Below are 19,543 nucleotides of genomic sequence, written 5' to 3'. Positions count from 1 at the left end.
GCACACATGATTCATAACGACGTATTGCGCAGCGTGCGCTACATGCTCGACATCAGCGACAAAAAAGTCATCGAGATCATCAAGCTCGGCGGCATGGACGTGACCCTTCCGGACCTGCTGACGTACCTCGACAAGAAAGAAGAAGACGAGGAAGGTTTCGTACGCTGCCCGGACGAAGTCATGGCGCACTTCCTCGACGGCCTGGTGATCTTCAAGCGCGGCAAGGACGAAAGCCGTCCGCCGCAGCCGATCGAAGTGCCGGTGACCAACAACATCATCCTGAAAAAGCTGCGGGTGGCGTTCGAGCTCAAAGAAGACGACATGCACGCAATCCTCAAGGCCGCCGAGTTCCCGGTGTCCAAGCCTGAGCTGAGCGCGCTGTTCCGCAAGTTCGGCCACACCAACTATCGCCCGTGCGGCGACCAGCTGCTGCGAAATTTCCTCAAGGGCCTGACCCTGCGCGTTCGCCCGCAATAATCCCCGAGGCGGCCCCCATCCAAGGAGCTGGCTTGTCGGGTCGCCGCATCGCAGCGAAGAACTCAATAGCGCCGCGGTGATCCAGTCAACCCGCGTTATCGTTAGCCACGGTCGCTGGCAAGCCAGCTCCCACAGGGTTCTCGAGCGCACACAAAATTTGTGTCCATCACAAAACCTGTGGGAGCGAGGCTTGCCCGCGATGACGGGCTGACAGGCGCCACCGGGCCAGCGGCCGCGTGGGTTATCATGCCCACCCTCTTCCCGTCCCGACCTCAAACCATGACCTACAGCGTTTCCCCCATCGGCTTCGTGCGCTCCTGCTTCAAGGAGAAGTTCGCCATTCCGCGCCAGCCGCAACTGGCCCCGGCCGCCCGTGGCGTGCTGGAACTGGTGGCACCGTTCGATCAAGGGGACGCCGTGCAGGGCCTGGAGCAGGTCAGCCATGTATGGCTGTTGTTCCTGTTCCATCAGGCCCTGGAAGAAAAGCCTCGCTTGAAGGTCCGCCCTCCTCGCCTCGGCGGCAACAAATCCATGGGCGTGTTCGCCACCCGCGCCACCCACCGTCCCAATGGCATCGGGCAGTCAGTGGTGAAACTGGACAAGGTCGAAGCCAACCGCTTGTGGATCTCGGGCATCGATCTGCTGGATGGCACGCCGGTTCTCGACATCAAACCCTACGTGCCCTACGCCGACATCATCGACACAGCCTCCAACAGCATCGCCAGCGCCGCGCCGCAGCTGATTCCCGTGCAGTGGACAGACGCAGCGTTGCAACAGGCTCACGGGCATGCCCAGCGCCTTGCAGAGCCTTTGGTTGAGCTGATCGAACAATGCCTGGCGCAGGATCCGCGCCCGGCCTATCAAACCCCTGCACCTGAGCGGGAATACGGCGCGCAGTTCTGGGATGTCGATGTGCGTTGGCATTACCCCGAAGCCGGGGTTATTCGCGTTCTCGAAGTCATTCCCGCGCAGGTATAAGCGCCAAAAACGAAAAAGCCCGCGCTGCCTTCTCAGGCAACGCGGGCTTTGGCTTCTGTAGGAGCGAGCTTGCTCGCGATGGTCTCAAGCACGCCGCGTTTAAACGGATAAGCGCGTTATCGTTAACGACCTTCGCGAGCAAGCTCGCTCCTACGGGTGACCTACGGTCACTTCTCGACGAACGCTCGCTCGATCAGATAATCACCCGGCTCGCGCATCCGCGGCGAAACCTTCAGGCCGAAGCTGTTCAGCACTTCGCTGGTCTCGTCGAGCATGCTCGGGCTGCCGCACAGCATGGCGCGGTCGTCCTGCGGGTTGATCGGTGGCAGGCCGATGTCGCTGAACAGCTTGCCGCTGCGCATCAGGTCGGTCAGGCGACCTTCGTTCTCGAACGGCTCGCGGGTCACGGTCGGGTAGTAGATCAACTTGTCACGCAGCGCCTCGCCGAAGAACTCGTTCTGCGGCAGGTGCTCGGTGATGAACTCGCGGTAAGCGACTTCGTTGACGTAACGCACGCCGTGGCACAGGATCACTTTTTCGAAACGCTCGTAGGTTTCCGGGTCCTGGATGACGCTCATGAACGGCGCCAGACCGGTACCGGTGCTGAGCAGGTACAAATGTTTGCCAGGCTTCAAGTCATCCAGTACCAGCGTGCCGGTAGGCTTCTTGCTGATGATGATCTCGTCGCCTTCCTTCAGATGCTGCAACTGCGAAGTCAGCGGACCATCAGGCACCTTGATGCTGAAGAACTCGAGATGCTCTTCCCAGTTCGGGCTGGCAATCGAGTAAGCGCGCATAAGCGGGCGGCCGTTGGGCTGTTGCAGGCCGATCATCACGAACTGACCGTTCTCGAAGCGCAGGCCCGGATCACGGGTGCACTTGAAGCTGAACAGAGTGTCGTTCCAGTGGTGAACACTGAGGACACGCTCGTGGTTCATGTTGCTCATGTACGTGGGACTCCTGGAGATTGGTCTGCGCGTGTTCGGTGTGCTCTGCAAAGAAAGCCAACTCTGCGCAATTGCATCGCATTCTAAAGGCAGAGACAATATCTGTTAAATGGATTATTAAGATAAGGGTTATCGGTTATATCGATATGCGATTTACTCTCCGTCAACTTCAAGTATTCGTCGCCGTCGCCCAGCAGGAAAGCGTATCCCGCGCCGCGGGGCTGCTCAACCTCTCGCAATCGGCGGCGAGCACCTCGATCACCGAGCTGGAACGCCAGTGCAGCTGCCAGTTGTTCGACCGCGCCGGCAAACGGTTGAGCCTCAACGCGCTCGGCAAACAGCTGCTGCCCCAGGCTGTGGCCTTGCTGGATCAGGCCAAGGAAATCGAAGACCTGCTCAACGGCAAGTCCGGTTTCGGCTCGCTGGCCGTGGGTGCGACCCTGACCATCGGCAATTACCTGGCCACCCTGCTGATCGGCAGCTTCATGCAGCGCCATCCGGAAAGCCAGGTGAAGCTGCATGTGCAGAACACTGCCAATATTGTGCAACAAGTGGCCCACTATGAAATTGATCTGGGTCTGATCGAAGGCGACTGCAGTCACCCGGACATCGAAGTGCAAAGCTGGGTCGAGGACGAGTTGGTGGTGTTTTGCGCCCCTCAGCATCCGTTGGCCAAACGTGGCACGGCGACCATGGACGAGTTGAGTCACGAAGCCTGGATCTTACGCGAACAGGGCTCAGGCACGCGGCTGACCTTCGATCAAGCCATGCGCCATCACCGCACTTCGTTAAACATCCGCCTGGAGCTTGAGCATACCGAAGCGATCAAGCGCGCGGTGGAGTCAGGTTTGGGGATTGGCTGCATTTCCAGGCTGGCATTGCGCGACGCATTCCGCCGCGGCAGCCTGGTGCCTGTCGAGACGCCGGATCTGGATCTGGCGCGACAGTTTTATTTCATCTGGCATAAACAGAAATACCAGACCTCGGCGATGCGCGAGTTCCTCGAACTGTGCCGCGCTTTCACCGCCGGGGTCCAGCGCAGCGACGAGATCGTGCTGCCGACGATCGCTTAAAGCAGAATCACCGCCCACACCAGGGCAATCATGCTCAGTGCCACGAACTGGGCGGCACTGCCCATGTCCTTGGCATTCTTGGACAGCGGGTGCCGCTCAAGGGAAATGCGGTCGATGGCCGCTTCCACTGCCGAGTTGAGCAACTCGACGATCAACGCCAACAGGCATACCGCGATCAACAACGCCCGTTCGACCCGGCTGACATTCAGGAAGAACGACAGGGGAATCAGGATGACGTTGAGCAACACCAATTGCCGAAAGGCGGCTTCACCGGTGAAGGCTGCGCGCAGGCCGTCCAGCGAATAACCGGAGGCATTGAGAATGCGTTTCAGGCCGGTCTGGCCTTTGAAAGGTGACATAGAGTGGGCAACTGGCAAAAAAGAAGTGGGAAAGCTAGTTCAATCAAAGTCAAAAAAGCGTGAAGTCGCCAGCCTTTAATGGCTGGAAATTGACTCAAGTTGTTGCAGGAGCAGCGCGGCCTGGGTCCGGGTCCGTACATTCAGTTTACGGAAAATTGCGGTTACATGCGCCTTGATTGTCGCCTCGGAAACGCTCAACTCGTAGGCGATCTGCTTGTTCAGCAAGCCTTCGCAGACCATGGTCAGCACCCGGAATTGCTGCGGCGTCAGGCTGGCAAGACCTTCACTGGCCGCCTTGGCCTCGTCCGAGACGCTGACCGCTTCGAACGCCTGCGGCGGCCAGAACACGTCACCATCGAGGACCGCACGCACGGCTTTCTGGATCACACTCAAGTCGCTGGATTTGGGAATGAAGCCACTGGCACCGAATTCACGAGACTTGACCATGATGGTCGGCTCTTCCTGGGCCGAGACCATCACCACCGGAATCTGCGGATACTGACCGCGCAGCAGGACCAGCCCGGAAAAACCGTAGGCCCCCGGCATGTTCAGGTCCAGCAGCACCAGATCCCAGTCGGATTTTTCCGTCAGGCGCACTTCCAGTTCGGCGATGCTCGCCACTTCCACCAGACGGACATCCGGGCCAAGGCCCAGGGTCAGCGCTTGATGCAAGGCACTACGGAAAAGTGGGTGGTCATCGGCAATCAGGATTTCGTATGTGGCCATTTTTCAAATGATCCTGTTTTTTTCATGGGACGCCCGATGCATTCGGACCTCGCCAAAGCACCTCAAGGCACAGCCACAGAGCTGCACCGACAAGGCACGTTCAACGCAAAAAACGCGTTGCAAATTCAGGCCGCACCCTAATCGGCGCCAAGCATGCCCAGCGAAGCCGGGGTGGTCAAGCAGCATGGCCGGTACAGGTTATTGCAGTATGCGCAACAATCAGCCCATCAACGAAGTGACCGGCTGAACATAGGGCATCAATTCGGCGTGCGCCGGGGTCGAAACGTTCATGTCCAACTGATGTTTGGCGTCGAGGTAATGCTGGCTGAACACATCAAAATAGGCATCCAGCGCCGAGGCTGCGGTTACATCGCCTGCAAGCTCCAGGCACAGCGCTGCCACTTCCGCCGTGCACAGATGCTCACTGCGGGTCGAGCGGCGCAACCGGTAGCGGGAGAGTTTCTCCGGCAGCAGGCTGAGGATCGGCAGTCGGTCGAAATAGGGGCTCTTGCGAAAGATCTTCCGCGCCTCGGTCCAGGTAGCATCCAACAGAATGAACAGCGGGCGCTTCGCGCCATCGACGTCCACCGTGTTTGTCACGCGTTCAGGTTCGACGTACTCCCCCGGGAACACCAGGTAAGGCTGCCATTGCGGGTCGGACAACAGCGCCAGCAACTTCGGATCGACCTCGGTACGGGACCAGATGAAGGCATGGTTGTCAGGTACCACGTCGGCGATCAGCCAACCGGTGTTGCTCGGCTTGAACACTTCCTTGTTGGTCATGATCAGACACACGCCGGAGCGGGTAGCGACCTGCGGACGCCACGCGCACAGGCAGTGGCTCTCGATCACCCGACAGTCACGGCAACGCGGCGCACGCCAGCCGCGGGCCTGAATCGGCTTGATGCCCTCCTCCTCACGCTGATCGCGCAAGCGGGCGACGGCATTCAAGGCAAATCGCGCTGGGGTATGGCTCATATCGGGCAGTGCCCACAGAGAAGGGAAATCGACACGAAAAACACTCGACAGGGTAAAAAGTGCCAGCAGTTTACCAGACCGCCCGGCGCAAGCCTGTACCGCCCAGCCCACCTCCCCTATAATTCGCCGCCACTGAACGCACAGTCACGTGACGGGTCGAACCCCCATCACTGAACCAGGAGAGTTTCATGCTGCGCCTTATCGTTCCTACCGCGGCCATTTTGCTGGCGTCGTCCTTCAACGCTCAGGCCGCGTCCCTGAAAGACACGGAACTGAACAAAATGCTGCAAAACGTCGCCGCCCAGAGCAGCGTCGGCACTCCTCGAGCGATCAACGAAGACATACTCGATCAAGGCTACACCGTTGAAGGCAAACAACTGATCAACCATCTGAGCGTGCAGAGCAGCCATGCTGACAAGATGCGTGCAGACCCGAAAGCGGTGTACTTCCAGTTGGGAGCTTCTGTCTGCAGAAACGAAGGGTTTCGCAAGCTGATGGCCAAGGGTGCGATCATGCGTTACGACTTCACCGAGGTGAAGACCAACCGTCCGGTCGGCTCCGCAAGTTTCCAGGAATCGGATTGCCTGCAACCGGCCAGGAAGAAAAAGTAATCACCGGGAATTGGCGCGCCGCTGTTCATCTTCGGCGCGCAGTTCTGCCAGCAGCGCCTGCAAGTAATGTGAACGGCGTTCGCCACCGCGCAAACGTCGGCAGCACTCCTCTTCGAGACTCAAATGATGGGTCTCGGCTGATGACTTCAGCAATCGATACAGCTGCGTATCGATCTCCAGAACGACTCTGGTCATGGTTACCGCCTCCCTGCATCTCACTCATGATTGAGCGACAAATCCTTAAACCGCGTGCGCCCTGCCATTGACGCAAAGTTGTCGTGTGACGCTTGTAACTTAGTAAATCAGAGCGCCGCACATGCGATGTACGTTCAGACGAGCAGTGAATACACCTTGCAAATCGTCAATAAGCGGTTGCCAGGAAAGACGTTGTGGCGCAATGATCAAGGCAGCGCAAATGACTGTGAAGGTCTAGATTTCAGGGTGTCCACGTTCACTTTTTCAGGGCTGGAAAGGGGCTGGCCGTCGCTTGTCGTGTACTGCGAACGTTTCTTTCATCCAAGGGAAAAACAGAGCCTGTTTGGATGATCCGATGCCTTTCGGGTCAAGTAGATCGCCCTGGCATGGGCCTGGGCAGACAGCGACACAGGATGTGTCGTGGCGACGAGATACGTTCTCGAGCCGAAGGTTCTGTGCAGAAGGAGAAGTTGAATGCCTTACCAACCGAATGACCTCCTCAGCCGTCATTTTGAAGAAAGCGGCCACGACCTCATCAGCAAGGTCGAAGAACAACTCAAACTGATTTCACCCAACAGCCCGAACATCCCGATCTACCGCGACATGATCCTGACCGTACTGCGCATGGCCCAGGAAGACCACAATCGCTGGAATGCCAAAATCACCCTGCAGGCCCTGCGCGAACTGGAACAGGCTTTCCGCGTGCTCGAACAGTTCAAGGGGCGACGCAAAGTCACTGTTTTCGGCTCGGCCCGCACCCCCATGGAACATCCGCTCTACAGCATGGCCCGGGAACTCGGCGCCGCGCTGGCGCGCTCGGACCTGATGGTGATCACTGGTGCCGGTGGTGGCATCATGGCCGCCGCCCATGAGGGCGCCGGCCTGACACACAGCCTGGGGTTCAACATCACGCTGCCCTTCGAGCAACATGCCAACCCCACTGTCGACGGCACGACCAACCTGTTGCCCTTCCACTTCTTCTTCACTCGCAAGCTGTTCTTCGTCAAGGAAGCCGATGCCCTGGTGCTGTGCCCGGGTGGTTTCGGTACGCTGGATGAAGCGCTGGAAGTGCTGACGCTGATCCAGACCGGCAAGAGCCCATTGGTGCCAGTGGTGCTACTGGACACACCGGGCGGCAAATTCTGGCAAGGCGCACTGGACTTCATTCACCAGCAACTGGAGGAAAACCACTACATCCTGTCCACTGACATGAAGCTGGTGAAACTGGTCTACAACGTCGAAGAAGCGGTAGAGCACATCAACCAGTTCTACAGCAACTTCCACTCCAGTCGCTGGCTCAAGCATCAGTTCCTGATTCGCATGAATCACGCACTCAGCGATCCCGCACTCGAACACATACAGGAAGCTTTCGCCGACCTGTGTCTGAGCGATCATTTCCATCAGCAAACTTACAGCGGCGAAGAACACAACGAAGCCGAATTCAGCCATCTGGCGCGGCTGGTCTTCAACTTCAACGCCCGCAATCATGGCCGCCTGCGCGAGCTTGTGGACTACATCAACCTGCCGGAAAACTGGGCACAATCAAAAACCCAAGTGCAACAACGCACGAGGGAGCCCTCAAAGGTTACGTGAGACATAAAAAAACGGCCCGTTATCGAAATAGCGGGCCGTTTCAGTTCAATCGTCCATCCCTCGACCGCTGAACAGGCGGTTGATCATTTCCATGGAGTATCCCCGATACGCCAGGAACCGACCTTGTTTGGCTCGCTCCCGGGCGTCTGCCGGCAATTGCCCGGAGAACTTGCGCCGCCAGGTATCGATCAATTGCTCCTGCCAGTCGATACCGCTCTCACGTAGGGCGAGTTCAATATCGGTACGCTGCAGGCCACGCTGGTTCAACTCTTCACGGATGCGTAAAGGGCCATAACCGGAGCGGGCACGGTAGGAAACAAAACTTTCGAGATAACGGGTTTCGGACAACAACCCCTCTTCCGTCAACCGGTCGAGTGCTGTTTCGATCATTTCAGGGAGGGCGCCGCGCTGACGCAGTTTACGCGTCAGCTCGACACGACCGTGCTCGCGTCGTGCGAGCAGGTCCATTGCGGTTCGCCGCACCGCGACGAGTGTATCGAGTACGGCAGTCATCGCTTCGATCAGATATCAGCGTCAGCCAGGTCGTCTTCAGTCTCTTTGACCGCAGAAGCTTTGGCGTCCGCAACCGATGCAGGCGACAGCAGCTTGTCACGCAGTTGTTTCTCCAGCTTTGCCGCGACTTCCGGGTTGTCTGCCAGGAACTTGGCCGAGTTGGCCTTGCCCTGACCGATCTTGGTGCCTTCATAGGCATACCAGGCACCGGACTTCTCGACGAAACCGTGCAGAACACCCAGGTCGATCATCTCGCCGTTGAGGTAGATGCCCTTGCCGTAAAGAATCTGGAACTCGGCCTGACGGAACGGCGAAGCCACCTTGTTCTTCACGACCTTGACGCGGGTTTCGCTACCAACGACTTCATCACCTTCTTTCACCGCGCCAGTACGACGGATGTCCAGACGAACCGATGCGTAGAACTTCAGTGCGTTACCACCGGTGGTGGTTTCCGGACTACCGAACATCACGCCGATTTTCATACGGATCTGGTTGATGAAGATCACCAGGCAGTTGGCGTTCTTGATGTTGCCGGTGATTTTACGCAGCGCCTGGGACATCAGACGGGCTTGCAGGCCCACGTGCATATCACCCATTTCGCCTTCGATTTCAGCCTTTGGCACCAGGGCGGCCACGGAGTCGACGATGATCACGTCAACTGCGTTGGAACGCACCAGCATGTCGGTGATTTCCAGGGCCTGCTCGCCGGTGTCCGGCTGGGAAACCAGCAGGTCGTCGACGTTGACGCCCAGCTTGCCGGCGTACTCAGGGTCGAGGGCGTGTTCGGCATCGACGAATGCGCAGGTCGCGCCGGCTTTTTGAGCCTGGGCGATCACGGACAAGGTCAGCGTGGTTTTACCGGAAGATTCGGGACCGTAGATTTCAACAATACGGCCTTTTGGCAGACCGCCGATGCCAAGAGCGATATCCAGACCCAGAGAGCCAGTGGAGATGGCCGGGATCGCCTGACGGTCCTGATCGCCCATACGCATTACGGCACCCTTGCCGAATTGACGTTCGATCTGACCCAGGGCCGCAGCCAAGGCTTTCTTCTTGTTGTCGTCCATTAAAGTCCTCACGTAATCAATAAGGCCTGACGGCCAACACCTGTATAAGTAGCCAGTATTATTCCACAGCGATTCCGGATCGCCTACCCCTGATTTGAGATTTCTGCCGCGGCATACCGCAGCAGCCCCTCTAGCGCGGCCTTCACCGTTTGTCGGCGGACGTCGTCGCGATTACCCGGGAAGTGATGCCGCTCGCAGAACACCTGGTCTCCGACGCCCCAGGCCAGCCACACCGTGCCAACCGGCTTGCTCGCCGTTCCGCCATCCGGCCCGGCGATGCCACTGACCGCTACGGAGAAATACGCGCTGTTTTTCTTCTGCGCCCCCCGGACCATGGCCTCGACCACCTCGCGACTGACCGCGCCCACGGTGGTGAACAACTCCACCGGAACATCCAGTTGCAGGGTTTTCTGCCGGTTGGAGTAGGTGACATAACCGGCCTCGAACCAGGCCGAACTCCCGGGAATACGGGTGATTGCCTCGGCGATGCCGCCGCCGGTGCAGGACTCCGCCGTGGTGACGTGGGCATTGAGAACCTGCAGGCGTCTGCCGAGTTCGGCTGCGAGCTGGGTGATTTCGTTCACGGTCATCTCCTGATCGGGCGGGATGAGGTTAACCGTACACGAGCAGACCGCACTTGCAAGCAACAGGACCGATCAAAATGTAAGGAATCAGAGGCTCTGGAAAGGGACTGTCGGAGAATCAATCTTCCGCGTCACCGGACGGAACATGACCGATCCCCATGCGCTTGGCCGCCCAACGCTCATACAGCCCTAAAACGGCGTCTGTCCCGGCCATCGCCGCTAAACAACCACCCGCACATGCTGCCCAAATGGAAACATTGCCGGCATGCAGCAGCATGATGACCGAAGCGCCGCAGATCATGCTGGAGCCAGACCGCAGGCTCAGGCGCCGGACAAGGGGCCATCCACGAACGCCCTCTTTATCGGCACGCCACATTTCACCGGTAACGCCACCGAGTATTGGCAGGCTGATGACCACCCAAAGAGGCATGTCCAGCAACGCATATTGCTCAGCGGTCATTTCGTGCCTCCTTGAGTGAACGGTCATTCCGTATTCTTGAATAGACAGGCAACAAGACTATGCATTTATGCATAATCAGTCAATGCGTAAACGCATACAAGAAGACAATCCGATGCTTTCAGCAAACGAAAAAAACCGCTCGGGAGGCGGGTTCTATCTGAACGCAGAGGGTGTTAGCGGGCGTACATGCCCCACCAGAAGACATGACCGAGGATAACAATCGGCTCCTCCTGGACTTCCTGAAAGGTGTAGTCCTCGTCCGGATGCTCGTCACGGTTGAAGCTGCGCAGGCGAATCCCGGTCGGCAGGCGGTATAGCTGCTTCACCCGCAATTGGCCGTTGTGATTGATTGCATAAAGGTCGCCGTCAACGATATCGCCGATACCGCACTTGCCGGCATTGACCCCGACCGTTGCGCCGTCGCGCAGTACCGGCAACATGCTGTTGCCCCGCACTGTCACACATTTGGCCTGGTCGAACTGCACGCCGTTATGGCGCAGGCTACGCTTGCCGAAGCGCAGGCTGGAGCGCTCGCTTTCTTCGATGACGAATCTTCCTGATCCTGCAGCCAATTCAACCTCGCGAAGAAAGGGGACCGACACCTCATCGTCATCGACAGGGGTATCGTCGTCCCACAGACTTATGTCCTTGAGTTCCGAATGCACAGGAGCGCGCCCGGCACCAGCGGCAGGCGCGACGTCCGCGCGACCACGCAACTGGTCGGTGCTCATGGAAAAATAGTCGGCAATTTTCGAAATGTGCCGATCCGAAGGATCGACGATCTTCCCGCTGAGAATGCGCGAGAGGGTGGATTGAGGCACGCCGGTTCGACGGTGAAGCTCCGTGGGGGAGATTCCGTGCTGATCGAGCAATGCTCTTAATACGGTAGAAACGTTGCGTTTTTGCATAACGCGCATAGTGCTTGCTCTTCTCGAGGAAGACAATGCCGATTTGCATAATCGATGCATAACACGATTTTTTTGCATCGTAAAAGATGTCACCCGGCCGTGGTGCCTGCGTCGGGTAGACCGCCCATGGTAACCTTGCGCCCATCGCGGAAAAGCCCGGCCGTTGCCCCGCTTTTGCCCCATCTCTTTCAACGAGCTTCCTGACAATCCGATGAATAAAGCCGTCTCCGACCTGTCCTCCCACACCCCGATTGTGTTGGAGTAGTAACGCAAAAAAGCCCTACAGCCCTGAAAATAAAGGGCTGTAGGGCTCTTTTGACAAATCGCGGATATGGTTCATTTGGCATTAAATGGCATTGGTTGGCGTACGATTTGCCCCATTTTTGCCCCATAGAAAACTGACCAGCAGCGAACCGTCACACTCACCTCCACAGATTTATAGCCGATGAAACTCACAACGTCATCGATTCGATTAGCCGAGCCATTGGCTGATACTAAGGCGCTGGGGCGGGTGGTTACTGACAGGCTATACTCCTTGGACTGGCAAAAGGAGTTTGTCGATGAAGAGCGATAAAGCAATGAAAGAGCTACGCGCTCTGGTCCTGGCGAATAACCCTCGGATGACTACTGCCGAGCTCGACTCTCTCACAGATATCCAGGTGCTGGTTTTGGTCAGAAACTCGATCGTATGGGATGATCGAGCTGGCGAAAAAAATGAGCATGAATTGGAGCAGATGAGGACCTTCCTTGATCACCTCATCAAGAAGCAGAGCTCCAAGCCTTCCCAGCATTGATGCAGGCAATCGAATGTCGCCTCGCCCTCTGACACGGCCTGCTGAAGAACGAGCCGATCCGGATCATTCCTACGCGGTCTATCGAACGTTCGAACGATGATGGATTGGGCGTAGTAGCCTCCCTGCACCCCGCCCAGACTGGCTCCCCCCTCCGAATGCTCATTGCTTTGTAGCAATTTCTAAGCAAGCTGCAATTACTGCCCGTCAGGGGCACTACCGGTACTATGCTTGTGCTTTTCTGGAAAGGAGTCGAAATCATGTCAGGTGAATATTCGCTGTCGGATGTGCTGGAGAGGATCTACCACAACCAGTTGGCTCTAGAGGCGGCCGTGATGGAGCTAACGCTCCATGCCGAGAAACAGGGATTAGCCGATATTGGCAACAACGTCCGTGGGGCGCTGGACACAATTGGTGAAAACGCCGGCCATATTAAGCAGGGCCTAGCCCGGCTCAAGGGTATAGTCTAGCTAGAGTGGACATGTCCGCTGCTCTCTGCAAACGTTCGACAAAAAAGAAGAGTCCATTAAAGTGGCGCTCGTCGTTCTTTCTCCAAGTCAGCCAAAAATTCAAAGCGCACTTTACACAATTTTTTATTACCACCTATTGAGTCAGGAAAACTTATAATGAAAAATAATAACATTATCGACCACCTTCCACTCGACTTGAAGAAAATACATGAATGTAAAGGTATGCGTTTCATCAACGACCAGAGAATGCGTACTTTTTCTCTAAACATACTATACATGAACGCAACGAAACTCATTGAGGAAACAGTCAAGCTGGAAGATCCAGACATTGGTGTATCTTTAATGTTTGAGGGTAACCGTGATGCCGGAGAACAGGCACACAGAGAAATAAATCGCCACATCCATAATTTTGTTACAGCCGCAAAGACTGTGGTGGACCACACTAGGGTTTTATTGGAAGAACGCTACGACAAAGACAATATCTTGAAGAAAATCAGCGGGAGAATTTCGGAAACAGTGGGCATTCACCCTGTTTGTAAATTTGTCCACGACCTTCGTAATTACATGGTTCATAAAGGGCTCCCTAATTCCGAAATGTACCTACACGCTACTAACAACGGAGCAGATGAAGGAATGCATTTCGTGACAGGCGTCCGGATAAAAACCGAGTCTCTATGGAATTACTCTGGATGGACGGGGCCAGCGAAAAAATACATTAATCAATCAAACGAATATATCGACATAGGTGATTTTACCCAAGAATATGTTAATGAAACCCGGACATTTAATGACTGGCTAGATGCAACATTGAGTGAGCACCATAGCATGGACCTTATTGAACTTTCACAATTACAAGAGGCATCTAACCAGTCGAATGAAACAAACTCAAAATCCGTGCCGCTCGACAAAGAAGATGTGCTGCTGCCTGCCCCTGAACAAGGCGAACAAAAAAAAACGATAAAGGAGTTGGTCGACTCCATCAGTATAGGGGTTTTTTCTAAACTTCATATCATCGAGAATGAGAAACTTCAGGGCAGCAGATTCAAAAGCAAACGCGCTAATATATTAGAGATAAGAGACGAGAACATCCTGAAAGAAGCGGTCATAACCAATTACAACACAAAAGGCCAAAAAACAATCTCTTTCATACATGAAAAAGGCAAATCACACGGGCTAATCGAGACAGATTTAAACATCCTGCAAGACGTAATCCACCACGTGACTGCAGAGAAATGGGCAAAAGACAAATTTGACATTGAATTCGTAGTTCAGACATTCGCGGATTGGGCCCGAACAGAATTTCGAAATAATGAAAAAACGTCTTTCTATGAATACTTACAACATCAAGCTCTATCTAATATTACTACGCACCAGGTGTTTTTCCCGATTGCAAACTTCGAGATAGAAGGCGAGTTCGAATTTGGCCCACTAAAAATAACATCGTTAGAGCCAGAATTTTTCGAAAGCATTACGAACAACCTATTCGCAGCATCTGAAGAAACTTCAAGCCAGACACAAGGGCTAATAAATAAATTAAAATCAAATTTTCAAGGACTTGGCGCAATTGAACTTTCCATAGATGCACACGAATCTGTTGTCGCAAAAAATGCCTTTGCTTTGGCAACTGATGCTGTAGACCTTCTAAGGTTCTTTGCCCCCCAGGCCCCCATGGGTAGCGCCCGATGCCCAATGGCATTGAGTGGGGCAGAGTATCTTCCGCAAAAAAAAATATTAACTTTATCTGCAAACGGCCTCTCAATGCATGAAGGCCTTCTGCCGGAATTTTTCGGCCACTGGCAGTTATCTGACAACGAAATCATCGCTCTGCGCGAAAAAGGACTATTAAAGGCCGGCGCTCTTTTAGACACCAGTAAGCTTGATGATTTCTCCCAATCGGTGAAAACCGGGATTATCATGTTTAGCAAAGGTTGTACCATGATAAATCTGGCCGATCGATTGCACTATACATTATCTGCACTTGAAGAAATTTTTCTTCAGCATAGCGTTGAAGCCGTGGAATCTTGTATCGCCCGGCGTGTTAGCAGTTTAATACCCAGCAACGCCGACGAACGCACGCAAATTCACGGATTCATTCAAAAATCTTATGGCTTAAGAAATCAATATAAATCCATCTATTCAAGTAGCGAAAGCAATGCAATTAACATGTGCATTTTCTTTGCTCATGCAGTCATATCAACGGCACTTGTGAATATAGGAAATTTCTTGACAAAGAAAGACTTCATTTCAGCCGTAGAGCGACAATTTAAGGAAAATTGAACGGCACTAGCCTGAGGCAAGTCGGGTTGCACGTTGTCCTAAATTCTGTGAAGCAGCCCAATTTGCTTGTTTCCTCAACTCAGCACCAAGGATTTGAGGCCGCTCAAAGATCAAATTTTAGTAAAAATATGTTTTTGATTTATAGATGAAGTCACAGCTTCGGGCGGCCGTTGTATAGGACAATGGGGTTTAAACGCGCGGATAGGGATTCGAACCCCTTCTCGTGGGGTCATGGACCGCTCCAAGCCATTAAAATGGGCGTTTACAGATCTAGCCTGAGGCGCATTGCGGTCTATGGCGGCCCTGAGTTTGCCCTAATTTTGCCCTAAATCTTTCCGCATCCTTGATCCCGGGCTAGTCATTTTCATCCTCTATAGCCTCCTTTGACTTTCGTTGGCGCGCTATTCCTTCGCGCGCGCTCCGAAGTAGCCTGTCATACAGTTCAAATGCGGGCTCTACGCGACTGAGCGCCTCAAGCATCTTCACGCAGTGCTGTTCTTGCCGGACATCCTCTGGGAACGGCTCACCGGGCACTCCTCCTCGAACACCAGAATATACTGACGCCTCGATTGATGAGCGAATAGCATATAGCGCTTCTTCGCCAATTAGCTCTGCCGCATTAAGGATGTCACGGATAAACTTGGGATGATCATAGATAAACGTCGGCTGACTTTCCCGCAGTATTTTGGCTACGAGCGTGGCATGTGCTTGCGAACCCGATGACATCCACGCAAGGAGTAGATCAAGCAGTAGCTCGTCATAGTCACCGCAAAGGCCGGCAATTGCGTCGCCAAAACACCGCATTCCCCGAGTATCTGCCGACTCATTGAGCGCCCAGTCAAGCAGCTCTCTTATTAGACGTGGCCCAGCCTCGATGCTCATGAGGCTAAGGCAGTTTTCGTTGCGCTCTTTGCTTAGAGGCTTATAAGACCAATCTTTTCGACGCGTCGCCTCGATAAGACGTGCCTTGACCAGCGCAACGACAGCCGAAGGATCCTCTTTGATTGACGATGCGAGGAAGGACTGAACCCAGTAGTCACCAAGCGCCTTCATCACTACAAGCTTACTCAAAAGCTCGCCTCGTCTGCTATCGATGTCGACCTTCGGAATAGGTGTCCCGCCGGCGATCAACATGAACATGTCGTGAGTCGCCGCGGTACTCACTTCAAAGCTTGCCGAGCAAATGAGCTCGACTGCCAGAGCCGGGCTTCGAGCAGCCACCTGACGCGCCAGATTAGACGCCGCGTACAGCACGTTCGCGTCATCAGACTCAAATATGCGCCTAAACAGGGTAACCTCTTGTGGAGTGTATGGCCGTGACGGGTTAAACCTGGCGTATGCCTCGGCGAGCTGAGCTAATACTTCAGTGGAGCCCTCCGAGCGACCTACATAATCCATCACTAATTCCGAGTCCCCCGCTTCAACAGCCACACTCAGAGCCTTGCCTACACATGGGGCAAGATGACCGACTTGGCCCTCGTTGTTTCTGCGAAGCAATTCGGCGGCAAGACCTGGTACGGAACTGAGTAGATGATTCACAAGCAGGAAGGGAGAGCCGTACCCATTGGGGGCTACGCTCTTAATGTCCTGCAAACAGCCATTCAACTCATCAAACAAGCCCCCAACATCAGGGAACGCAGCCATTAATTCAGTCGTCAGGATTATGCGATCGCTCTCATGCTCCTCACGGTTAAGCGACTGGCTGAGCCTCCAAGTTTCCGTGCCCCAGCCGTCGATAAGCGCCCGCATGAGTCGAGTCTTCAAATCTCGGTTTAACAAAGCCATGATGGCGCGCGCATCGCCTGATGTCTCAGACCCACCGTAAAACGCATGCCAAGAGATGGACTGCGCGAGTCGAACCAACACTACGGGCGGCAAATATACCTCTTGCAGTACGACTTGAAGCTTCTGCAAGAGACCCTGGTGCTCTCGCGTCCATTCTTGGTCGAAAGAATCACCGTGCACTGGACCGCGCAAGGCTTGAGCTATTGTCTGTGCGGCGAGAAACGCTCTTCGAGGTGGGCCTTCACGCAAATACTTGAGCAGCGCTTCCGTTACCTCATCCCTAACGATTTTTGCTGCGCTCAGGGAAAGCTGATGACGGCTGATAGTTAAGGTCAAGCGATTGTAACTCGTCGACTCAATCTCAGTGCCCAGCGCTCCCTCAAGGATGGTGAAAGGCGTGTGAACCGAACTGAGTGAGACAGGCCTTTCCAGGAGCGAAAATGCGAAGCGAATAACTTCGCGCACGTACTCGACCGGTTTGTTCAACTCAAACGTAGCCAATTCCGTGAGAATGCGAATACCGTGAGTCGGCTGCTGATTCAGCGCACGGACATCGCTGCGCCCTGCGGTCCAAAGTAGGGAACATGCTTCTTCGAGATGATCGTACGTATAGGCTGCATTACGCACCATGTTGCACACAGCCGAGCTTTCACCATGTTTTTCGGCGATGAGGCGTTTCGCAAAGTCCAGCGCAAACCTGGGCTGGTAGTAGGCAACCGCTTCGACTGCTTCTACATGCGGGTTGTTGTAATTCGAGCCCCAACATAACTTGGGGCTGAGACTCGTCAATAATGCGCTGTCGTCTGTCTTTCCTTCGCGCAAGCGCCAGTCCAGCCTACCAAGGTTAACAAACAAGTTTTTCAGGTGCTCCGCGCCCGCGAGATCGAAGACCGATGAAACGAGCTCGTTAGCCTTGTGATCCGCATCAAGATAGTTAGAACGAATGATTTCATCTGCTAACAGGTCTGGAGCCAGCCGCGAGCGGACACCACGCTTGAACAAAACGCCTGCGTCCCCTAACAACCGCATCAGCCGACTGGCGTCTGACGCCTCAATCCCTTCGACCCCTAACAAAATGTTAAGCAGACCTGGGTCGTCCGGAATTATGGGCTGAAGTAGCGCAATGACCCGCAGCACCCCCCTGAGCTTCGAAACATCCTGCCCCGAGACCAAGGTGAGCGCAATAACGTCCTGAAGGCTGGCCAGCACATAGGTTTGAAACTCTTCTGAATTGCCCAGCAATGTCACAGGAACATCATCTCGCGCAACCAATTGCGCCGCCAATACTGTGACCAACGGCGTCGAGAACGTGGCACGGGCGATTTCGGCAGCGGCCGTCAGAGGCCCATTGCACTCAGCGAGAACTGATTCAGCTAATGCTTGCGCTTCATCTCGGGTCTGCTGGTGCATATCGATAAATTGAACCAAAGGCCCTGAGAGGCTTACGTCAGCAGCTTGAAGGCGTAATTTTTCCTTTCCGTAGGGACGAAGCGATAGAAGCAATCGCGTTCTATTTTCCGGCACAGCCGCGTATCTAAGGAGGATACCGAGATCTTCGCGATCGTGAGCATCATCGATCACAAGTAGCGTCACCCCACCGAGACTGTCGCGCAGCTTGTCCAGATGGTGAGCCTTGACGTCTTCAGTCGGCGACACAAATCGAACTAGCAGGGTGGTGCTCTCAGCTATTTGCCGGGTGACTTCGCGAAGAACACGACTCTTTCCAAACCCTGGCGCCCCAACAAGGCAGGTTAGGAGCACAGAGTCATCCTTCACATAGCCCACAACCTGCGAAACCTCTGCGTCGCGACCAACAAGTGCCCAAGAATGGTTGAAGAAACGGTCGGAAACTAGGAACGGCTTGAAGAAGACCTCTGCGGTCTGGATGGGTCCAGGTTCATCAACGCCTAACAGTTCTAGTCGTTGACCGCTGAAGTAACGATCGACCAGATCTAGGCGATCGGACATCGCGAGATCATGAAACTTTCGGGTGATGTCCTCTCGATCCCACAACTCCCAGTCAACATGCACAGCGATTGCATCGCGCGCCCTTGGGCTCGCGACGCTGGACAGCAATAGCACCTTGAGATCCGCGACGTAAGTCTGCTCAGCCACAGCGGTGTGGACCTTTTGGGCGCCAAACTCATTAACGCGTTTGCATTGAAATGAGTAGGTCCCAAATGAGCCGATAGCGACGATGTCGATCCCATGCTGCTTATGGCCGGTGCCCCCATAACGATGTACTTTTCCACCACTCGGACGGTATAGGCGATCCAAAAGGGTAGTGCAGAAGCTTTCAAATGTGTCCGGATGCAGAGCTGAGAGCGGCAACGGACGGTCGTATGAGGTGGCCGTTTCGATGCGAAGATCCACCTTAGCTGTCTTATATCCCGCAGCGATTAGGAGTTCGTTTTCCTTAGCTCCAACCAGCCTCTCCAACGAGGCAATATCACTGGATCGTGGGCGGGCAACCCCTTTCTCCCAGCGACTCACTGATTGCTGGGTTTTCCCGAGAGCTGTGGCCAGTTCTTGCTGCTTAGGGAAACCCGCCGCCATGCGGAGCCGAGCCAGCAGTTCGCCGAATTCTGCGTAGGGTATCGATTTAGGAGCTGCTTTCATTTTCTTGTACCAATTCATGTACACACACAAAAGTGTACCACAAAAATATATTAGCAACTCGACATCGATGCCCGCTTGTCACGCCCTCAAGGTTGCGGCAGATCGCCACCTCGAAGACTGTCAGTTAGAGTT

19 protein-coding genes are annotated in these 19,543 nt (G+C 54.8%); 8 read left to right on the top strand and 11 right to left on the bottom strand.

Features of this window, described 5'->3' with window-relative positions; all coding sequences use genetic code 11:
• The first annotated feature begins 6 nt into the window (after positions 1–6).
• Both KGA81_RS14190 and tsaA read left to right on the top strand, forming a co-directional pair.
• Positions 7–477: a DUF1456 family protein gene (locus tag KGA81_RS14190; protein WP_046816549.1), complete on the top strand. Its 471-nt coding sequence runs from the start codon at positions 7–9 to the stop codon at positions 475–477.
• A 279-nt stretch (positions 478–756) separates the two neighbouring features.
• Positions 757–1,455, top strand: a complete 699-nt coding sequence (tsaA, locus tag KGA81_RS14185; protein ID WP_223546813.1) for a tRNA (N6-threonylcarbamoyladenosine(37)-N6)-methyltransferase TrmO — start codon at positions 757–759, stop codon at positions 1,453–1,455.
• A gap of 167 nt (positions 1,456–1,622) precedes the next feature.
• Here tsaA and fpr read toward each other — a convergent pair whose 3' ends face one another.
• Complete coding sequence (gene fpr / locus KGA81_RS14180; protein ID WP_003443014.1) at positions 1,623–2,402, bottom strand: ferredoxin-NADP reductase; 780 nt, start codon at positions 2,400–2,402, stop codon at positions 1,623–1,625.
• A gap of 146 nt (positions 2,403–2,548) precedes the next feature.
• Here fpr and KGA81_RS14175 point away from each other — a divergent pair, with 146 nt between their 5' ends.
• Entirely contained in the window at positions 2,549–3,475 is a 927-nt protein-coding gene (locus KGA81_RS14175; protein WP_056720912.1) for a LysR family transcriptional regulator, read from the top strand.
• Here KGA81_RS14175 and KGA81_RS14170 read toward each other — a convergent pair.
• The 3 genes from KGA81_RS14170 to KGA81_RS14160 all read right to left on the bottom strand — a co-directional run bounded on the left by KGA81_RS14170 (position 3,472) and on the right by KGA81_RS14160 (position 5,538).
• On the bottom strand, positions 3,472–3,834 hold the full coding sequence (locus KGA81_RS14170; RefSeq protein WP_007996906.1) for a diacylglycerol kinase: 363 nt from the start codon (positions 3,832–3,834) through the stop codon (positions 3,472–3,474). The two genes, KGA81_RS14175 and KGA81_RS14170, sit on opposite strands and share 4 nt — an antisense overlap.
• Positions 3,835–3,909: 75 nt before the next feature.
• On the bottom strand, positions 3,910–4,560 hold the full coding sequence (gene erdR, locus KGA81_RS14165; RefSeq protein ID WP_008054094.1) for a response regulator transcription factor ErdR: 651 nt from the start codon (positions 4,558–4,560) through the stop codon (positions 3,910–3,912).
• A 219-nt stretch (positions 4,561–4,779) separates the two neighbouring features.
• Complete coding sequence (locus tag KGA81_RS14160; protein ID WP_223546783.1) at positions 4,780–5,538, bottom strand: tRNA-uridine aminocarboxypropyltransferase; 759 nt, start codon at positions 5,536–5,538, stop codon at positions 4,780–4,782.
• Between the two features lie 188 nt (positions 5,539–5,726).
• Here KGA81_RS14160 and KGA81_RS14155 point away from each other — a divergent pair, with 188 nt between their 5' ends.
• Positions 5,727–6,149: a PA3611 family quorum-sensing-regulated virulence factor gene (locus KGA81_RS14155; protein WP_223546781.1), complete on the top strand. Its 423-nt coding sequence runs from the start codon at positions 5,727–5,729 to the stop codon at positions 6,147–6,149.
• On the opposite strand, the gene KGA81_RS14150 is transcribed toward KGA81_RS14155, so the two are convergent.
• Positions 6,150–6,344 carry a hypothetical protein gene (locus KGA81_RS14150; protein WP_218430242.1) on the bottom strand — a complete coding sequence of 65 codons (195 nt, stop codon included), beginning with the start codon at positions 6,342–6,344 and terminating at the stop codon, positions 6,150–6,152. It lies immediately after the preceding gene.
• A 474-nt stretch (positions 6,345–6,818) separates the two neighbouring features.
• Here KGA81_RS14150 and KGA81_RS14145 point away from each other — a divergent pair, with 474 nt between their 5' ends.
• The gene (locus tag KGA81_RS14145; RefSeq protein ID WP_223546779.1) at positions 6,819–7,937 is read left to right on the top strand and encodes a TIGR00730 family Rossman fold protein; all 1,119 of its coding nucleotides are present in this window, start codon (positions 6,819–6,821) and stop codon (positions 7,935–7,937) included.
• A 45-nt stretch (positions 7,938–7,982) separates the two neighbouring features.
• On the opposite strand, the gene recX is transcribed toward KGA81_RS14145, so the two are convergent.
• From recX to KGA81_RS14120, 5 genes are all read right to left on the bottom strand, one after another.
• Entirely contained in the window at positions 7,983–8,450 is a 468-nt protein-coding gene (recX, locus tag KGA81_RS14140) for a recombination regulator RecX (RefSeq protein ID WP_223546777.1), read from the bottom strand.
• Positions 8,451–8,458: 8 nt separating this feature from the next.
• On the bottom strand, positions 8,459–9,517 hold the full coding sequence (recA, locus tag KGA81_RS14135) for a recombinase RecA (RefSeq protein WP_007996915.1): 1,059 nt from the start codon (positions 9,515–9,517) through the stop codon (positions 8,459–8,461).
• 83 nt (positions 9,518–9,600) lie between these two features.
• The gene (locus tag KGA81_RS14130; protein WP_223546775.1) at positions 9,601–10,101 is read right to left on the bottom strand and encodes a CinA family protein; all 501 of its coding nucleotides are present in this window, start codon (positions 10,099–10,101) and stop codon (positions 9,601–9,603) included.
• Positions 10,102–10,219: 118 nt separating this feature from the next.
• Complete coding sequence (locus KGA81_RS14125; protein WP_223546773.1) at positions 10,220–10,561, bottom strand: phage holin family protein; 342 nt, start codon at positions 10,559–10,561, stop codon at positions 10,220–10,222.
• Between the two features lie 173 nt (positions 10,562–10,734).
• Positions 10,735–11,469 carry a helix-turn-helix transcriptional regulator gene (locus KGA81_RS14120; protein ID WP_223546811.1) on the bottom strand — a complete coding sequence of 245 codons (735 nt, stop codon included), beginning with the start codon at positions 11,467–11,469 and terminating at the stop codon, positions 10,735–10,737.
• A 560-nt stretch (positions 11,470–12,029) separates the two neighbouring features.
• Here KGA81_RS14120 and KGA81_RS14115 point away from each other — a divergent pair.
• The 3 genes from KGA81_RS14115 (at position 12,030) to KGA81_RS14105 (ending at position 15,007) form a co-directional block, all read left to right on the top strand.
• Positions 12,030–12,263 (top strand): hypothetical protein, encoded by a 234-nt coding sequence (locus tag KGA81_RS14115; RefSeq protein ID WP_223546771.1) that lies wholly within the window; start codon positions 12,030–12,032, stop codon positions 12,261–12,263.
• A gap of 257 nt (positions 12,264–12,520) precedes the next feature.
• Positions 12,521–12,730: a hypothetical protein gene (locus tag KGA81_RS14110; protein ID WP_223546769.1), complete on the top strand. Its 210-nt coding sequence runs from the start codon at positions 12,521–12,523 to the stop codon at positions 12,728–12,730.
• Positions 12,731–12,886: 156 nt separating this feature from the next.
• Entirely contained in the window at positions 12,887–15,007 is a 2,121-nt protein-coding gene (locus KGA81_RS14105) for a hypothetical protein (RefSeq protein ID WP_223546767.1), read from the top strand.
• Between the two features lie 354 nt (positions 15,008–15,361).
• On the opposite strand, the gene KGA81_RS14100 is transcribed toward KGA81_RS14105, so the two are convergent.
• A complete protein-coding gene (locus KGA81_RS14100; RefSeq protein ID WP_223546765.1) occupies positions 15,362–19,429 on the bottom strand; it encodes a helix-turn-helix domain-containing protein in 4,068 nt (1,355 codons plus the stop codon).
• Between the last annotated feature and the right edge of the window lie 114 nt (positions 19,430–19,543).

This window comes from Pseudomonas sp. A-B-19, assembly GCF_019947515.1.
Taxonomy (GTDB): domain Bacteria; phylum Pseudomonadota; class Gammaproteobacteria; order Pseudomonadales; family Pseudomonadaceae; genus Aquipseudomonas.
Note: the sequence above shows the minus strand (reverse complement) of the source record. Positions and strands in the feature narration are given on the sequence as shown.

Excerpts from the sequence above, each read along its gene's own strand:
- KGA81_RS14190 (WP_046816549.1), top strand. The coding sequence starts at position 7 with ATGATTCATAACGACGTATTGCGCAGCGTGCGCTACATGCTCGACATC.
- tsaA (WP_223546813.1), top strand. The coding sequence starts at position 757 with ATGACCTACAGCGTTTCCCCCATCGGCTTCGTGCGCTCCTGCTTCAAG.
- fpr (WP_003443014.1), bottom strand. The coding sequence starts at position 2,402 with ATGAGCAACATGAACCACGAGCGTGTCCTCAGTGTTCACCACTGGAAC.
- KGA81_RS14175 (WP_056720912.1), top strand. The coding sequence starts at position 2,549 with ATGCGATTTACTCTCCGTCAACTTCAAGTATTCGTCGCCGTCGCCCAG.
- KGA81_RS14170 (WP_007996906.1), bottom strand. The coding sequence starts at position 3,834 with ATGTCACCTTTCAAAGGCCAGACCGGCCTGAAACGCATTCTCAATGCC.
- erdR (WP_008054094.1), bottom strand. The coding sequence starts at position 4,560 with ATGGCCACATACGAAATCCTGATTGCCGATGACCACCCACTTTTCCGT.
- KGA81_RS14160 (WP_223546783.1), bottom strand. The coding sequence starts at position 5,538 with ATGAGCCATACCCCAGCGCGATTTGCCTTGAATGCCGTCGCCCGCTTG.
- KGA81_RS14155 (WP_223546781.1), top strand. The coding sequence starts at position 5,727 with ATGCTGCGCCTTATCGTTCCTACCGCGGCCATTTTGCTGGCGTCGTCC.
- KGA81_RS14150 (WP_218430242.1), bottom strand. The coding sequence starts at position 6,344 with ATGACCAGAGTCGTTCTGGAGATCGATACGCAGCTGTATCGATTGCTG.
- KGA81_RS14145 (WP_223546779.1), top strand. The coding sequence starts at position 6,819 with ATGCCTTACCAACCGAATGACCTCCTCAGCCGTCATTTTGAAGAAAGC.
- recX (WP_223546777.1), bottom strand. The coding sequence starts at position 8,450 with ATGACTGCCGTACTCGATACACTCGTCGCGGTGCGGCGAACCGCAATG.
- recA (WP_007996915.1), bottom strand. The coding sequence starts at position 9,517 with ATGGACGACAACAAGAAGAAAGCCTTGGCTGCGGCCCTGGGTCAGATC.
- KGA81_RS14125 (WP_223546773.1), bottom strand. The coding sequence starts at position 10,561 with ATGACCGCTGAGCAATATGCGTTGCTGGACATGCCTCTTTGGGTGGTC.
- KGA81_RS14120 (WP_223546811.1), bottom strand. The coding sequence starts at position 11,469 with ATGCAAAAACGCAACGTTTCTACCGTATTAAGAGCATTGCTCGATCAG.
- KGA81_RS14115 (WP_223546771.1), top strand. The coding sequence starts at position 12,030 with ATGAAGAGCGATAAAGCAATGAAAGAGCTACGCGCTCTGGTCCTGGCG.
- KGA81_RS14110 (WP_223546769.1), top strand. The coding sequence starts at position 12,521 with ATGTCAGGTGAATATTCGCTGTCGGATGTGCTGGAGAGGATCTACCAC.
- KGA81_RS14105 (WP_223546767.1), top strand. The coding sequence starts at position 12,887 with ATGAAAAATAATAACATTATCGACCACCTTCCACTCGACTTGAAGAAA.
- KGA81_RS14100 (WP_223546765.1), bottom strand. The coding sequence starts at position 19,429 with ATGAATTGGTACAAGAAAATGAAAGCAGCTCCTAAATCGATACCCTAC.